Raw genomic sequence first — 15,322 nt, 5'->3', positions numbered from 1 at the left:
TCCCGCGGCGACCGGAATCAACGGCCACGCGACGGCGGCGCCCCGAACGAAGAGCGATCAAAGTGAATTTACTCGTAACGATTCAGCGTATGCCTTTCATGGTCAACGTGCAGCCTCCGGCGGCAAGGTGGGGGCACCTTGAAACCCTATGGCGAATGCTTGGAGGCTGTGGTTATGCCTTTGTTTTCTATGCATTCGCGTGCCAGGTGACATCCGGCAACCGTCTCGGCAGGAGATTCCCCTCTCAATTTTCTGAAAAACATGATGCCGGGCTTTTCAGCTTCGCTTTTCGTGCCATAGCCCACAGACGTTGGGCAAATGATAAAACGCAGACAATGGCGCAGGTGGGCTCCTCAGGGAAAATCACATTCGCCTTTGATTTAGATTAAACTGAATCTATTTTTAAAACTTGTTTATCAAACTTTTCAAACGTTTGGCCCCCGGCAGGGCCGCCGGAGGCTCTTTCGCTTTTAAGCGCTGAATGGTTCTGTTTACTTTAGTGTGACAGATGCGGGGTTTCAATGAAATTCGTGGGTTGGAGCCTTTTGTCATGCCGTGTGGGCCATTACGTCTGAGATTTCGTGATAAGGGGCGCGAATTTTTTCGGCAGCCTTCGCTGCTGCAACCGCCTGGTGACGGAGGTGTCGTTGAGCCTGGACATCTGTTTGATCAGGGCCGGGTGGCGGTCCGGGTCCACGGTGTCGGCCATCTTTCGGACCAGAGCCCGCTCCCTGGGGTGGGCCATGTCCGCGTGCTTGACCAGAACGCTTTGGATAAGGGGGTCGTCCATCTCCGCAAGGATCGGGACAATGGTGTCAAAGCACGCTTCGTGGTGCTCCCTGAACTCGGGAATCACCTCGATCCAGCAGGACGCCGGGGTGTTTTTGAGAAACGCGAGAAATTCTTTGATTTTTTCGTCTTCAGATTCCAGGACGCCTGCACGTTCAAAGGCTTTCCAGATCATTTTTTTGTGGGGCATGGGGCTTAATCCTCCGCAAAGGTGTAGACGTGCCACATCAGGTCGGCCTTTTCGTTGGCTGATCCGTTTCGGATGTTGGTGAAGCGGATGTGAACGTCGTAGGCGTCCCGACTCTGATTCGAGGTGTAGACCAGCTCGCTGCTGATTTGCGCGTCACCCGACTCCGTGACATTGGTGATGGCCACGCTTTGCATGTAGAGCTTCTTTACGCCGTCAAGGGGGTCCACATTTGCTTCCACCAGTTGCATCACGGAATCTTCGGGCATCAGGTCCATGACACTGCCGCTGTTCACCAGGTCGATGCCCAGTTTTTTCCGGGTGACCGCACCGTTGGCAAGGCCCTCGGTGTCGATGGGCTTGCCATTGACTCCGCCGCTGTGGTTGTGGCCCCCGGAGGAGAATTCGATTTTGGCCTCGGCAATGGCGGCATCGGCCCGGACCTGGTCGTTACCCACCACCTGCTGGCGTAGCTGGCCTCCCTTTGTGAGGGACTCGTCCAGGCGGTTGCCGATGTTGGCCTTCATGCCACGGGCATCGCGAATCTCATCCGAGAGGTTCGAAAGGCGGATCCCTGTGCTCCTCAGGTCCGTGATCTGCGCGGCCGTGATGGTTTGTTTTCCGGCCGGGCGGGTGAGGCGGGCAATGGGGTAGAAGGCGTGTCCGCCGGTGGGGTTCGGCGGGTAGAGGCTCCCTTCGGCAACGCGCACGGCCCACTCCCTTTTGATGCGCATACAGGTCTCGAGGCCGATGGCGGGGTTGACCAGGGCATCGTCCTCATCGCTGTCCACCTCCCGTTCCCAGACATCGAGGTAGACCGTGTCTTTTCTGGCGGTGCGAGGGGTGGTCAGGGGGGCGATGGGATCGACCCCCCATTGGTCGGCCAGGGCCGGGGTTTTCATGAGGGGCTGGTGGGTGAACCGCAGGTTGGCGGTGTTGAGGACGTCCATCCCCTCCACCAGGCAGCGGCCGGCGCCCTCTGCGGTGCCGTCCCCCCCTCGGATGACAAAATCGTTCGGCGTTCCAGAGGCCGAGAGGATTTCGAAACCGTCGTTGCCCTGGGGCACGCCGTTGCCCACGAACCATTTGAGAAAGGCCTGGAGCTCGTATTTGCGGATGTCTTCCTGTTCGTTCCAATCCGCGTCCACCAGGGGAACCCCCTGCTGCAGGCGAACCCCCACGTAGCGGTTGAGCCGATCAAAGGTGTCTCGTGAAAAATTGCCCATGGTCGCATCCTCGTTAGAAGTGTAGTCGGATCTTTCGGATCAGCGTCGCTGATGCGTCTTTGTGGATGACCGGGTGCCGGATGGAGTTGATCATAAAGTACGCCCCGTCAAAGGTTCCGAAGAGGCCGAATTCCCGTAAGGGGTATGTGGCGGCCGGAGTCGTGGGATCCGGGTAGCCCGGCTCCAGGATGGCGGTGATCTGCAACCGGCTGGTGGGGGTGCTCACCTCGTTGTTGTCGTCGTCCAGGTAGGTGAGGCCCAGGGTGTCAAGGGGCATGGGGCGAGGGTAGGGGGCGATAAGGTCCGTTGCCGACGGATCGGGAGGTGGCGGTCCGTCGTGGTCCCATGAGTCTCGCCCCATGCCAAAGGAGAGGTGGTGAATGCCGCCGGAGGCATCCCCTTTGATAAACCCGGCCAGGAGAATCCGGCACCGGTGGACGATGGTGTTGGAGGACCAGCCGCTGTCCGAGAGAATGTGCCCCCTGCCGTCCTTGAGAATGTCCCGGTAGATGCCCTTGAGTTGACCGCCTAACTGTTCCATGGTTCGTCGTCTCCTGTGAGGCCGGTGTGCCAGGTCCTGATGTGGATGTTTTCCTTCGGGGGCGAGGTCTTGACGCTGCCACCGTCAGGTGTGGCAGGGCTCCAGGACTTCAGCCTCTGCCATTGGGGGATCCGGTCGGCATGGTGATCGGAGACGCCCGGAAGGGTCTCAATGCTCATGGTGGCCAGGCTGGCCGCGGTCTCTTCGCCGATGACGCGGGGTGTCTCTGCCGTGGGGGCGTCGTAGGTGTAGACGTGTTCGGCGTATATCGCCGGTTCAATGATGAAGACATGGCGGGCCTGGATGGGCAGGAACCGGTGGAGGACTCCGTCTAAGAGTCGTCGGTTGCGCAGGATATGCTCGGGATCTTCCCTGTCCGGGGTGAGGTAGATGCCCAGGGTCTCCCGGGAGTACCAGGTGGTGTCGTCCTTCCTGCCGTTTTTGCCGGTGTCGCAGGTGTAGGTCTGGAAATCCTCGAAGCTTCCGTGGCGGGCGTTTTTTGTGGTGTTCCCCGCCGCTGCCGTGATGCTGCCGCAGCAGCGCAGGTCCCGGGTTTCGGTGGCCTTGTAGACGGCGCTCTTGTGGCGAAGGGGTTTGCAGGCCCGGTGGAGGATCGTTAGAGTTCCCGAAACGGTCACGGGGCAGGGGAACCGCTCCGTATAAGGCGATGCCGGGAGCTCGTCGGATCCTTCCCAGCGGCTGGTTGCCTCGTCAAATCTTTCCGTGCGGAGAGACCAGCCCCCCGTGGTGTCGGAGCAGAAAAAGAGGTGCAGGCGTCCTGAGTCGTCCACCCATGGGGCGGGGTCGGTCTCGCCGGCGTCGGGCGGTGTGCAGGGTTTGCAGGTGACGGCCCCCCAGTCCGAGGTGTCATGGGGGTCGGCTCCTTCTTTGAACCGATACATCACGCGCCATTTTTTCGAACCGTGGCCTGTGGGTCGCATCCTTTCCGACCAGAACAGCCCGATACGCGGCCCGGTTTCCCCGGGCAGAGAGCAGGCCATGGGGGGGTGCAGAAGGGGTGCGGGGGTGTGGGGACACCCGGGTACAAGGGCGGGGGTTACCAGTTGCCAGGCGTTTCCGTCGTGCCGGTTGTACCGGGTCTGCCAGCCCTGATCGTGTTTCTCCTGCCAGAAGAGCCAGAGTCCACCCCGGCTGTCGGAGACGACGGCGGGGTTTTTGCGCTGAAACCGGGTGTCCAAGAACACTTCGGCATGGGACCAGCGGCCGTTGCGGAATTGCCGGTGGCAAATGCACCAGCTCCCTTTTGCTGCATCCAGGGAACTCCAGAAGAGCCACAGGGTGTCTTCCTGCCGGGCGGTGGACGGGTCTCTGTCAAGGGCATCGCCTTCGGTGAGGGGGACGCTGGGGGACCAGCCTTCGCCTTGCGTGTGTTGTTTTCCCCAAATGTCGCAGCGGTTTTTTTTCAGTGCATGGGTAAACACCCAGGTGGTGCCGTCCCCAAGGCTGGCCGCAACGGGCCTGCCGTCACAGGCGGCGTTCACGGAAAAAGGCCCGGCCCCCTCCCGCCACTTCCCCGGAGCATGGCGTTCCATGGCCCAGACCATGAGCTGCTCCGGGGTGTTGGACAAAAAGATGTTGTGGACAAATTCCTTGGTCCGGCTTTCCCAGTTGGTGAGGCGCTTGACCGTGGCCTCCACCGTGGGGATCAGCCCCACTGTTTTGTAGAGGTGGGGGGCGTTTCTCACCTCGTTTCGCTGGGTGTCGAGCTCCTGGCGGTAGTCGGGTTTCCAGCCGATCCACCGGGCCAGCAGTGGGAGCAGGCTGCCGTCGATTCTGTCCCGGTTGTGAAGGTCCAGGCTCGCCCGGGCGTGGCTGTGAAGCTGGTCGAGGACACTGCCCGGCAGGTCCAGAAAGCGCCGGAGCTGACCTGCCTCCCGAAGGTGTTCCGGGATCCCTGCCGAAGCTTTGGGTACCTCGGTGTCGTAGCGGTGATAGATCCTCGGAAGCAGTCCGTACATCGCCTCTGCTGATCCGAAGGGCGATGTGGACAGAGCTCGGCAGCGATTTCGGGGGTCGCTTGTATACCGGGGCGGAGAGCCTGTGAAGGGAAAAAGGCTGTAGTAGTAGACCGTCTCCCCTTTCAGGGGGGCCTTGTTCTGGTTGGCATCCACAAACGAGTGCCGGAGTTTTCCGTCCGGGGCGGGTCGGGTGCCTGGTCCGGGACCGTCAAAGACCACGACCCCGTCGTCGGGGCTTCTCGGGTAGGTGCCGGTGCGGCGTACGATCCGAATGCCGGGATGACCCGAAGGGTCCGGGTTGGCCCAGGTGAGGCGGATGGTGTTGCCGTCCGGGGAGGCCGCAGCGCACAGGTCGGCAAGGCGCATCAGCGGTTCCCGTCCACGCGGAGAAGGATGCCGTCGGCGTATGCGGCGTTGCCTGATGGTACCACAGGGATTTCGTGGTCCTCTAAGATGATCTTGCCCGAGGGTGCCACCGTGCCGGGCGGGTCATTATCCCGGCGGAATTCGTCGATGTTTACAAAGGCTACGCCCTCCACGGCTTCCATGGCCTCGTAAAATTTACTGAGGTACAGGGTCTGGGCAAAGTCCACATGGGGCAGGGCGAGGAGTTCGCCTGCGGCGGCAAGGGCCTTGCCCCTGACCTCTTCCCGGGGGTAATGGCTCTTGATCCCGATTTCCGCTGCAACCCAGACCGGGACATAGGTGACATCCTCGATGGCGATGAGGGTGGTCACCGGTCGTTTGTCTTCGAAATAGGCAAGGAGGCTCTCCTCCAGCACATCACTGACCCGTCCTCCCCCTTCCGGCGCCACATGGAGAGTGACCCGGTTCCAGCTGTCGGCCACCGCCTTGACCTTGGCCACCCCCTTGAGGTTCAGGGCCAGGGCCTTGTAATCCTCTTCGGTGACGGCTCGCTTGAGGGACCGGAAGACTGACGGGGCGTGCATCACGGCATGATCGATGCTCTCCCGGTCCGCTCCCCCGGTGGCCGCCTCCCTGTGGGTGACCGTGGCACCGTTGAGGCTCAAGGGAGGCGCCTCGGCAATGTTGCGGATGGCCCCGGCCGGTACGTTGCCGCACAGGCCTCCGCCCACGCGGTAGGTTGCCATGATGACGGCTCCGCTTTCGGGCATGGCCCCGAAGGACCCGTCGCCGAAGATGACCGTGGCCCGGTCTTTTTCGTCTATTTCGATAACGTAGTCTTTTTGATTGTCCCGGCTGAAGGCAAGGCTCTCCTGAAGGGTCCATTCGGTGATGGTTTCCCCTAAGCAGGTGGTGATGAGGATATCCCGGTGGCGCTTGCCCGCAGCCCCGGCTGCACGGAGGATCAGGCCGGTGCGGGTAAGGGGAAACCGCTGGTTACGGCTTCCGTCGGAGATGCCCAGGTGTTCTGCTTTCACCAGTCGCCCCTCTTCCACGGGGACGCCCCCGGTGCCGGTGACAGGGTCCTTCCCGTAATGTTTCCGGTGGGTGACCGGGTCCACGTCAAGGGCATTGCAGTCGATGACAAGGGGCGTCTCCCGTGTGTACTCGAAACGCACGCTCGGGGTATTGGACTCGCTGCCTGTGGTAAAGGCGTGGCCCTTTTCGATGGCAACGACAGCCTCGCAGCTGGCCGGAAAGGAAAGCTCAAGGGTACAGGAGGCCGGGGAGGCGGTGGCCAGCCTGTACCCGATGAGCTTCAGGTGATCGATGACACTCCGGCGGGTCTGGGCCGTGCTCAGAAAACTTTCGGTGGCGACCCGGTCCTGGTAATAGCTGAGGATGTCCCCCATGTGGGCGAAGAGCTCCAGCAGGACGTTGCCGAAATCCGCCTCGGACTCTCCTGCCTGCCACTCGGGCAGCCTGGACGGGACAAGCTCGCGCATGGCCTGAAGCAGGGAATCGTAGTCCCGGGCCATGTAATCCACCACCTGGTGCCCGCCTGTTTTTTTTATCTCTGCCATGGGTTTTTTCCTGACATGGTGAAGAGTGTTCGCGGCAGCCCGTTACCGACTGGGAACAGCCAGGTTCAGGTTATGCCTCCGGCGGCCCTGCCGGGGGCCAAACGTTTAAAAAGTTTGACGAACAGGTCTTAAGCAAGCCTTTCCAGGCTCCGCCGAAATAATTTCCGTTTTTTCGTGCATTAGAAACGTTTTTTGCGGAGCTTTTTTTCTAAAAAGCGACCCGCCGGAGGCATGCTGAATAGTTACGAAAAGTTTAATAAACAGGTTTTAAAAAGCAGATTCAGTTTAATCTGAACCAAAGGCGAATGTGATTTTCCCTGAGGAACGAAGGGGAAAGCGCATTCGCAACCTGCTTTCGAGGTGGCACACCTCGCCGCCGGAGGCAGGCTTTTTTTTCGCATGTTGATCCAAGAAGACGATTATTTGAAATGAACGCGCACTGCCTGGCGGGTGCGGTCTTGTTTTTGGGTGTAGGCGACCTCGATGGTGACGGTCTCTTCCTGGTGGGAGACGTTGATGCCTTCGACGGTGATCTCATCGCCCATCCAGCGCATGAGGGCGTGGCCGATGGTAAATTCCACGGCGGCGGCGAGCACCGGGTTGTTTCCTTCAAAGACGAGGTTAAAGAGCCCGCACCCGAACTCGGGGAGGCGTACCCGTTCGCCGGGGGCTGTAAACAGGACCTGGATGATTTTTCCCCGGATGGCCTCGTCCCCTCCGGTGGCGGTGATGGCACCGGCCTTGTTGACGGAAAAGGGAAACCCGAAGGCGGTTTGGGCCGTCATGAGAGGCGTCCTTTAAGGGTTGTGGGGGGCTCGGGGAGTTCTTCAGGCTGGGTGAGGGCGGCAAGGTCGGCTTTGAGCTGAAGGTCCGCAGGCGTTGCCGCGGCCCATCGGTCCAAGGCTTGGGCCACACCTTTCTGCCATTGGGCCAGTGTCTGCAGCCAGCGGTTGGTCTGATCCATCCACTCCCAGAATTCAGGGTCCTCTATGGGGGATGAGACGGCGTCGGTGTGGGCGGTGACAATGCGGTAGACCGCTTCGGCCAGGGCCCCCATGTTTTTGCGGACGGCGGGGTCGTCCATGTTCTTGCCCAGGTTTTCGTCTTCCCGCTCCAGGCGGGCGCGCATGGCGTTGATGAATTCGGTTGTGGCGATATCGTGGTTGGGCCCGAGTCCCATGGTACTCTCCTTACGCAAAAACCTGGGTGTTGGTGGTGACGCTCATGGCCACCGGGGCGCCCAGGTTGCCGATGCCCTGGTCTCCGATGCGGATCACGGGTGCCGATGCCGATCCCAGCCTGACGGCGCTTCCCTTGACCTCCACGGTTCCGGGTCCTGCGTCCACGGTGACGCCGGACTCGGTGAGGGTCACCGTGGCTCCGGAGGCGGTGGTGACGCTGACCTCACTGTCGGTGAGGGCGATGCTGTGGCCCCCCGTGCCGTGGGAGAGAGCGATGCCGTCGACATCCATGGTGAGGACATGGTTGTGTCTGGCCTCCACCAGGGTGATCCGTTCGTCGCCGTCCCGGTCTTCAAACTGAAGGGTGTGCCCCTTGGCCGTCTTGATGATCTTGGCCGTGGGCGGGTCCTGGACCTGGCCTTCCTCGACGCCGTCGGCCCCAACGGGCTTGGGCACCTCGCTCTCCCCCCGGGGCTTGCTCCAGTATGTGCCAACCCAGATGGGAAATTCCAGGTGCCCCTCTTCAAACTCCACCCACACCCCGGCCCCCACCTCCGGGACGAAGAACACACCCCGGTTTGCATCCCCGCCAAAGGGCACGCAGGCCGTGGCCCATCCTGTGACGGTGTCGGGTCCCAGCACGCTGGGGACCCTGATCTTCAATCTCCCGAGCCCCTCGGGGTCCCGGTTATCCACCACCAGGCCCCGGTATTTACCGTAATAGTGGTGCTCTATTTTGTCCGTCAGCACTGAAATCATCTGTTCCAGGGACACGGGTCCTCCTGTGGGATGCAAAAAAACAAAAGCGATGCCTTCTATGGTTAAAGTGGGCAAGAAAAGCCTGCCTCCGGCGGCGAGGTGAGCCACCTCGAAAGCAGGTTGCGAATGCGCTTTCCCCTTCGTTCCTCAGGGAAAATCACATTCGCCTATGGTTCAGATTAAACTGAATCTGTTTTTTTAAACCTGTTTATCAAACCCGTCGTTTTAAGATCAGGCAAAAGTTTGGCCCCCGGCAGGGCCGCCGGAGGCAGCTTGAGACTGCGGCATGAGATTGTTTGCTTACAACCCGAAGGGGGAGTCGGAGAACGTCTCCGAGCCTGTGGGCTCAAGGGCGTTGCGCTTGGCTGTGAATCGCTGGCTGTAGCCTTCGTCGGTGAAGGTGTGGGTGACGCGGGTGATGGTGTAGAGGCCGCTGAAGGTGTCGCCGATGCCTTTGATGGGGACCGTCTGCCGTGCTTTGAGGACATGGCCGTAGTGGTTTCCCATGACCTCGCCCCGTCCGGTGACGAACCAGTGGGCCTGGTGGTGGATCGCCTTGGCGAAAAGGTCCATCTCGGGTTGGTTTGTGGCGACCTTTCGATCCACGCACAGGGTGGCCGAAGAGATCCCGGCCGGTCTCAGGTCGGAGGCATCCAGGCGTCCGAGGAGTGGTTGGTCGTTTTCGGAGATATGGGTTTTCAGGACCTCTTTGCCGAGTCTGTCCACCTGGGCCATGGCCACGTGGGCGGGGCCCAGGGCGCTTACCGAGAGGGAGAATCCGTGGACAGATGTCTCGTTGCCGAAGTGGACGGCAAGGACCGGCTGGGGCGCTGCGGTGATGTTCGGCTTTTTAAAGCAGCCGGTCTTTTCTTCCACATAGCATTCAAAGCCGTTTCGAAGGGCCAGGCGTTTCAGGAACTGGAGGTCGGTCTCCCGCTGGATGATGGTGGAGATGGCCTCGCGATGGACCACCTCGGTCTCTTCCACGTCGGCGGTAAAGCCGTAGCTCTCAAAGATCTCACGGGCGATGTCGCTGTCTTTTTTATCGGGCCAGGCCTTGAGGACCTCGTTCCTGTCCATGAGGACCGAGGCGTCCATGCCCCGGATTTCCAGAACGCAGGCCGCCGGGTCCGGGTCAAACACCGGGGCCATGTGGGTGATGTATCCGCTGAGCAAGGTCTCGTCCGCGGCGTCAAATCCTGCTCGGAAGGTTATCTGTTTCCAGGGCCTGAGCCTCGCATCTTCCAGGAGTTCCCAGGTGCCCTGGTGGTCGCAGGAGAGGGCCAGCTGCAGGGCGAACATGTCGGCAAGCCCGGCCTCTTTTTCCACCTCCACCCAGACAAGGTGGGGGTAGAGATCGTTGGCCTCTTCCCCTTCGACCTCTATGGCAAGGTGTTCGTTCTCCATGGCCGCAGTGTGATCCTTTTTTCGGTGTAGCCGTTCAGCTTATGCCTTCTATCGTTAAAGTGCGTAGAAAAGCCTGCCTCCGGCGGCGAGGTGAGCCACCTCGAAAGCAGGTAGCGAATGCGCTTTCCCCTTCGTTCCTCAGGGAAAATCACATTCGCCTCTGATTCAGATCAAACTGAATTGTTTTTAAGACCTGTTTGGCAACCTTTTTAAAAGGTTGGCCCCCGGCAGGGCCGCCGGAGGCATCTTTAACTTGACTGCCTCCGGCGGCAAGGTGTGCCACCTTGAAAGCAGGTTGCGAATGCGCTTTTCCCTCGTTCCTCAGGTCAAATCACATCCGCCTTTCAAACAAACGTCGGCCTTGATCATCGTTTGGGCCATTGGCCTGATTTACACCACCTCACCAACACCCTTGTCCCCTGGAGCGCCGCACTCCTGTGCGGCACGGGTAACGACGGACTAAAAAACCGCACCGGAGTGCGGCGCTCCGTTTCGGTCAATTTTTCTCGGATTTTCTCGGTTTTTTTGATGGTCGCGTCTCAAACGATAACCAAGGCCCACACTTCATTCAAGAAGAACTATTAAGGCCTGTTTGGGCCTTGTCGTTAAGGCCACCTTCACGTTTATCGCACCACCCGCATCATGAAGCCCGGCAGTATCCCATAACCATCATGGGTTCCCGCCTTCGCGGGAAAGACGGTACAGAGTGGGATGCCCTTCGCACCTCCTCGTCTTCCCCGGCTGCCCGGGAAAAGGGGTCGGTTGTACCGTTTTGCTGTCCGGCACTTGCCACCTTTCGTATCGTCAAGTGACCGGGGACCCATGCCCGGAATTACATGTTCCGTCTGTAGTATGGCGACCAAAGGTAATTCGGGGTTTTTATGGTCCTGGCCGAAACGATGACTAAGGCCCCTGTTTGTTAAGCCCGTCATTATAAGATCAGGTAAAAGTTTTGCCCCCGGCAGGGCCGCCGGAGGCTTTTTTTTTGCGCCGGCCCTTACATGTCGGCAAGGACGATGGACTTCCCGGTCCGTTCCACCGGCTGTGGCGTGCCTGCGATCCATCCTGCCTCGGTGATGGCGGCGATGAGTTCCTCCGTGCCCAGGGTCAGGTGGTTGTAGCAAATGACCAGGGTGTTCGCCGTTCTCTGGTCCGGTGGCGAATGGGCCTCGTGGATATCTGCCTCTTCAACGCCTGCAAGGGCGTTGAGGCTGCGGAGCAGCTCGCTTCGGCGGGACCTTGGGGCTTCACTGCCAAAGTCGATGGGGACGCGCACCGTTTTGAAGGGGCCATCGCCCATGAGCGCTCTGGGGGAGAGGAATTCGGGGTTGGCGTCGGCGATGTGCCACCAGAGGTGCGGGGTGCGGTAACAGGTCCAGGAGAGGTGGTCCAGGCGGTCCCCTTCCGTCAGGGTGTGGCGGACGGTACCGGATGGGGCCGGGGTGATGCGAAGGGGCACGGATTTCAGGCTGCGGCCCCTTGCGTCCGTGGTGACCTCCGGTTCCTGGTTTTTGTATCGTGAGTGTTTGAAAAACATGGGTGCTATCCCGGAATGACGACGTCGGTGATGTTGGCGATATTGGCCAGGTTTAATCCGGACATGACCTCTTTCATGGCCTTGGAGTAGGTGAAGACCGGGTTGGGGCCCTCGATGACGGTCAGCGAAACGGAGAGAGTGGCCCGGATGGGGTTCAGGTCGGTGCTGAATTCGGTCTCCGTGATGTTCATGCTGTTGATGTTGACGGGCAGGACGCGTTTTCGTCCCCAGATAAAAAGGATCATGGGGGGATTTTCTCCCCGGGTGAACCGAAACCCCAGGTCGGCGGCAAAGAGGCTCTCGCTTTTCGGGTAGAGCATAAGCTCCAGGGAGGAGAGCTGGGGCATGATGCCGAATTGGGTGGCCAGGGGGTCTCCCTCTTCGAGTTTTTCCGTGGCGTCCAGTCGCATGTCAAACTGGATGGTCTCCTCTTGGACCGTGACCTTCTGGGCCCGCCGGAGGTCCAGCAGATTCGAGAACTTGTCCTGCTGGTGAAATTGCCTGAGGGATGGTCCGGCCACCGTTGTCTCTCCTGCCTTTGCGCTCCCCGCAGGCGTGGCCGGGGCGCCGGTGCCGGAGAAGGTGAGGCTCCGGTTTCGTTTCAGGTCCACGGGGTTGAACTGAAAGGGCACGATGAGGGGGGGCAGGCTCAGGCCGAATTCCACAAAGGCCCCGCGCAGGATTTTGGGCTTGTTGGGAAACCCTCCGCTCATCTGTCCGCCTCGTCGGTCCAGAGTTTGCCCATTTTTTCGAACTCGCGTTTGACGCCGCCCATGATGTGGTCCGTTGAGATGGATTCACCTGTGTCGGCTGCGAGAAACGCGCTGTTCAGGACAATGTTTTTGATGGTGCCCCCGGCCACCTCGAACCGCCGGGCCAGGCGGGTAAAATCCAGAGTCTCGGCCAGGGGGGCGGTGTCCGGCACATGGTTTCTCCAGATTTTTTCCCGCAGGCCCGCATCGGGAAAGGGGAACTCCACGATAAAGCGCAGCCTCCGGGTAAAGGCCTCATCCATGTTGGAGCGAAAGTTGGATGCCAGGATCACCACGCCCTCGTACTCTTCCATTTTCTGGAGGAGGTAGCTTGTTTCGATGTTGGCGTATCGGTCGTGGGCATCCTTGAGCTCGGTGCGCTTGCCGAAGATGGCGTCGGCTTCGTCAAAAAAGAGGATGGCGTGGCTTTTCTCCGCTTCCCGGAAGATGGTGCCGAGGTTTTTTTCGGTTTCTCCGATGTATTTGCTCACCACCCCGGAGAGATCGATTTTGTACAGGGAGAGCTGAAGGTCCCTGGCGATGACCTGGGCGGCCATGGTTTTGCCCGTACCCGGCGGCCCGGAAAAAAGAACGCTCAGCCCTTTGCCGGTGTGTATCTTGGCGTCGAACCCCCAGTCGGAAAAAACACGGTCTTTGTGTCTGACCTGGGCGCAGATCTCTTTTAAGAGGACGGTTTTTTCGTCCGGAAGGACCAGGTCGTCCCAGGAGCAGCCGGGTTTGACATGGACGGATAGCTCGGCCAGCCTGTCGCCGGACTGCTGCCTGCACCCGGCAAAAAGGTCCGGCAGGGTCAAGGGGGTATCCGGGCCGTTCATCTGCGATTGCATCTCGGCAAACCGGGCGGCATCTCGGATCTGGCCTGGGGGAAGGGCAAAGCGCCGGGCGAGAAGGGTGGGCCACTGCCCCGTGTTTTCGGGGATTTTTCCCTCAAGGGCCCGTTGCCAGGCTGTTTCCCGCATCGGGACGGCGGGCATGGGAAGGGCCAGGGAGGCAAAGGGGATCTCTCCAAAGGTCGCTTCGCGAGTCCAGGGGGCATCCCCCGTCATAAACACAGGCGATGCGAATTCGGTGATGCGCTGGGCCATTTTTTTGAGGAAGGGCAGGGCCTCGTCTGTTGCGGGGAGGCACTGCACGTTGTCAAGGAGCAGAAGCGCCCCGGTGAGGAGGCCTTCGCGAAAGGCCAGCCACATGAGGTGGTCTGCCTCCGGGGTGGTGGGGGCCGCACGGGAGAGGTCGACCCGGAGCATGGGGCAGCCCAGTTCCCGGCAGACGGCCCGGGCAAGGCCGCGTTTTTCCGATCCCCGGGGGCCGTGGAGATAGAGCACTGAAGGGGTGCCCGCCTGTCGTCGCATGAGGTTGAGGGCCCGGGACTTGATGGGGGCCGGGACCAGCACGCGATCCAGGGGCTCACCCTGGGTATCAATGCTTGCCATCTCTTTGATGCGGGGATCCGGGGCGTTGTGGTTCAGGAGAAATCCCACGATGCGCCTGTCGACCCGGAGGAAGGTGGCCAGGTTGCTGGAGCCCGAGGGGCTGTGGCTGTCTTCCACGGTCTGCAGGATCCCCTGTTGCAGGAGATGGGATTCCCGGGAGACGATGGCCCGCAGGCTCCACCTCTGGGCGGGGGTCCGGCAGAGCAGGGAGAGGATCAGGTCCATGCTGGGCCGCTTGCGGGTGATGTCATCCTGGAGGTAGGCGTAGAGGGTATCGTATTTTCGGTCCAGCTCCGGGGCCAGGCAGATGACCACCACCTGCATCTCAATGGGGGAGAGGTCGTAGAGCCCGGCAAGGAGGGGAAGGGCCAGGGGGATGTGCCGGGCCCGGCTTTCAGATACCTTCCGGGTGATCTGTTGTCCCATCTTTTCCAGTTTTTTTATCGCGTCGGACATCTCGGGCGTGCTGTCGACCTGAATGGCCTGGTCATCAAGGAGCCTGTCCACGTGGGTGTCGGAGATGTAGATCCCCATGGCTCCCTGGGTATCGCCTGGGTGCTTGTGGGTTTCGAGACGGCGCCGCATGGCATGGACCCCATGCCGGATGAGAAGGTCAAGGCGCGTGAGTTCATCTGCCAGGTGGTCGGCATTTTTGAGGTAGAATGACCCGCCTGCACAGGGGGAAGTCCCTTCGGAGATGGGTGCTGTTTCTTCGATGGTCACGCCGTCACCTCGAAAAAGAGGGTTTTCCGGTTGAGGTGTGAGATGTCGATGCGCATCTCGTAGAAGCCGGGGGCCAGGTCCGCCGGGATGGTCACCGGAAAGGCGTCGGAGGAAAGCGGGGCACCGGACTCAATGGTCCTTCGCATGACGGAAATATAGGCCCTCCAGCCGGCAAGGTGCCTGCCGGTGACCGTGACCACCGTGCCGGCCGGTGCGGCCATGGGGGTGATGCCCGTGACCTCTGGGGGATGAAAGGGCGCCTTCACCTCGGGAACACCCACGCGAAGGACGCGTTTGCCCATGGGGCGCTCCTGGGTTGCGGGCATGTCGATCTGCACCACGGAGACCTCATAGGCCACGGAGAGCCGGTAGGGCTGGGCAAAGGTACTCCAGATGGACCCCATGGATTCGAGGTCCACGGGTACCTGGCGGATGGTGAGCTCCTCCCGTGCCTTTTCCAGGCCCTCGCTCAGGTAGGTGGCAGGCACCACGGGGTTGGCGTGTAAGACCTGCATGGCCTCACCCAGGATTTTGTGGGCGTGGACATTGCCGGTCTGCGGATCGGTGAGGGCCCTGGGCGTCATCAGGTAAAAGAGGTGCAGAGACAGCGGAGGCGGTACGAGTCGGGACGGATCATCGGGCCGGGGTTGCCAGTCCAGGTTTTTAAGGGACGGGCTCTCCTCTACCCGGTAGAGAAAGAGGTTCACGCGTCTGTCGCTGCCGGGTTCGTCCGGGGCGAGGAGGGTGACGCCGACCTCGGGTGTGAGGGACATCTCCCCGAGCAACAGGTTGCGCAGGGATTCACTGACCATGCCTATGGCGGTGGATCTGCTCACGG

14 protein-coding genes are annotated in these 15,322 nt (G+C 60.7%); 1 reads left to right on the top strand and 13 read right to left on the bottom strand.

Annotated features, from left to right (window positions below; translation table 11 throughout):
• Positions 1-62 precede the first annotated feature (62 nt).
• Positions 63-389, top strand: a complete 327-nt coding sequence (locus BLQ12_RS23345) for a hypothetical protein (RefSeq protein WP_139164082.1) — start codon at positions 63-65, stop codon at positions 387-389.
• A gap of 176 nt (positions 390-565) precedes the next feature.
• On the opposite strand, the gene BLQ12_RS23340 is transcribed toward BLQ12_RS23345, so the two are convergent.
• The 13 genes from BLQ12_RS23340 to BLQ12_RS23280 form a co-directional block, all read right to left on the bottom strand.
• On the bottom strand, positions 566-979 hold the full coding sequence (locus BLQ12_RS23340; RefSeq protein ID WP_092214686.1) for a hypothetical protein: 414 nt from the start codon (positions 977-979) through the stop codon (positions 566-568).
• Positions 980-984: 5 nt separating this feature from the next.
• The gene (locus BLQ12_RS23335; protein ID WP_092214684.1) at positions 985-2,202 is read right to left on the bottom strand and encodes a DUF6519 domain-containing protein; all 1,218 of its coding nucleotides are present in this window, start codon (positions 2,200-2,202) and stop codon (positions 985-987) included.
• A gap of 13 nt (positions 2,203-2,215) precedes the next feature.
• A complete protein-coding gene (locus tag BLQ12_RS23330) occupies positions 2,216-2,743 on the bottom strand; it encodes a hypothetical protein (RefSeq protein ID WP_092214682.1) in 528 nt (175 codons plus the stop codon).
• On the bottom strand, positions 2,731-5,088 hold the full coding sequence (locus tag BLQ12_RS23325) for a hypothetical protein (RefSeq protein ID WP_092214681.1): 2,358 nt from the start codon (positions 5,086-5,088) through the stop codon (positions 2,731-2,733). The genes BLQ12_RS23330 and BLQ12_RS23325 overlap by 13 nt, the downstream gene beginning before the upstream one ends.
• Positions 5,088-6,671: a baseplate J/gp47 family protein gene (locus tag BLQ12_RS23320; RefSeq protein ID WP_092214680.1), complete on the bottom strand. Its 1,584-nt coding sequence runs from the start codon at positions 6,669-6,671 to the stop codon at positions 5,088-5,090. The genes BLQ12_RS23325 and BLQ12_RS23320 overlap by 1 nt, the downstream gene beginning before the upstream one ends.
• Positions 6,672-7,090: 419 nt before the next feature.
• Complete coding sequence (locus BLQ12_RS23315) at positions 7,091-7,456, bottom strand: GPW/gp25 family protein (protein ID WP_092214678.1); 366 nt, start codon at positions 7,454-7,456, stop codon at positions 7,091-7,093.
• Positions 7,453-7,851, bottom strand: a complete 399-nt coding sequence (locus tag BLQ12_RS23310; protein WP_092214677.1) for a hypothetical protein — start codon at positions 7,849-7,851, stop codon at positions 7,453-7,455. The genes BLQ12_RS23315 and BLQ12_RS23310 overlap by 4 nt, the downstream gene beginning before the upstream one ends.
• A 10-nt stretch (positions 7,852-7,861) precedes the next feature.
• A complete protein-coding gene (locus BLQ12_RS23305) occupies positions 7,862-8,626 on the bottom strand; it encodes a phage baseplate assembly protein V (RefSeq protein ID WP_092214675.1) in 765 nt (254 codons plus the stop codon).
• Positions 8,627-8,911: 285 nt separating this feature from the next.
• Positions 8,912-10,018, bottom strand: a complete 1,107-nt coding sequence (locus BLQ12_RS23300) for a phage late control D family protein (protein ID WP_092214673.1) — start codon at positions 10,016-10,018, stop codon at positions 8,912-8,914.
• A 997-nt stretch (positions 10,019-11,015) separates the two neighbouring features.
• Positions 11,016-11,555, bottom strand: a complete 540-nt coding sequence (locus tag BLQ12_RS23295; RefSeq protein ID WP_092214671.1) for a hypothetical protein — start codon at positions 11,553-11,555, stop codon at positions 11,016-11,018.
• A gap of 5 nt (positions 11,556-11,560) precedes the next feature.
• A complete protein-coding gene (locus BLQ12_RS23290; protein ID WP_092214669.1) occupies positions 11,561-12,268 on the bottom strand; it encodes a hypothetical protein in 708 nt (235 codons plus the stop codon).
• Positions 12,265-14,484: an AAA family ATPase gene (locus BLQ12_RS23285; protein WP_092214667.1), complete on the bottom strand. Its 2,220-nt coding sequence runs from the start codon at positions 14,482-14,484 to the stop codon at positions 12,265-12,267. Before BLQ12_RS23285 ends, BLQ12_RS23290 begins: the two co-directional genes overlap by 4 nt.
• Complete coding sequence (locus BLQ12_RS23280; protein ID WP_139164081.1) at positions 14,481-15,320, bottom strand: Pvc16 family protein; 840 nt, start codon at positions 15,318-15,320, stop codon at positions 14,481-14,483. The genes BLQ12_RS23285 and BLQ12_RS23280 overlap by 4 nt, the downstream gene beginning before the upstream one ends.
• Positions 15,321-15,322 lie beyond the last annotated feature (2 nt).

It is taken from the genome of Desulfoluna spongiiphila (genome assembly GCF_900101345.1).
GTDB classification, from domain to species: Bacteria; Desulfobacterota; Desulfobacteria; order Desulfobacterales; family Desulfolunaceae; genus Desulfoluna; species Desulfoluna spongiiphila.
The sequence above is the reverse complement of the archived record's forward strand: the minus strand, read 5'-3'. Positions and strand labels throughout refer to the sequence as shown.

Bases quoted from the DNA above. Each gene is read 5' to 3' on its own strand.
- BLQ12_RS23340 (WP_092214686.1), bottom strand. From the start codon at position 979: ATGCCCCACAAAAAAATGATCTGGAAAGCCTTTGAACGTGCAGGCGTC.
- BLQ12_RS23335 (WP_092214684.1), bottom strand. From the start codon at position 2,202: ATGGGCAATTTTTCACGAGACACCTTTGATCGGCTCAACCGCTACGTG.
- BLQ12_RS23330 (WP_092214682.1), bottom strand. From the start codon at position 2,743: ATGGAACAGTTAGGCGGTCAACTCAAGGGCATCTACCGGGACATTCTC.
- BLQ12_RS23325 (WP_092214681.1), bottom strand. From the start codon at position 5,088: ATGCGCCTTGCCGACCTGTGCGCTGCGGCCTCCCCGGACGGCAACACC.
- BLQ12_RS23320 (WP_092214680.1), bottom strand. From the start codon at position 6,671: ATGGCAGAGATAAAAAAAACAGGCGGGCACCAGGTGGTGGATTACATG.
- BLQ12_RS23315 (WP_092214678.1), bottom strand. From the start codon at position 7,456: ATGACGGCCCAAACCGCCTTCGGGTTTCCCTTTTCCGTCAACAAGGCC.
- BLQ12_RS23310 (WP_092214677.1), bottom strand. From the start codon at position 7,851: ATGGGACTCGGGCCCAACCACGATATCGCCACAACCGAATTCATCAAC.
- BLQ12_RS23300 (WP_092214673.1), bottom strand. From the start codon at position 10,018: ATGGAGAACGAACACCTTGCCATAGAGGTCGAAGGGGAAGAGGCCAAC.
- BLQ12_RS23295 (WP_092214671.1), bottom strand. From the start codon at position 11,555: ATGTTTTTCAAACACTCACGATACAAAAACCAGGAACCGGAGGTCACC.
- BLQ12_RS23290 (WP_092214669.1), bottom strand. From the start codon at position 12,268: ATGAGCGGAGGGTTTCCCAACAAGCCCAAAATCCTGCGCGGGGCCTTT.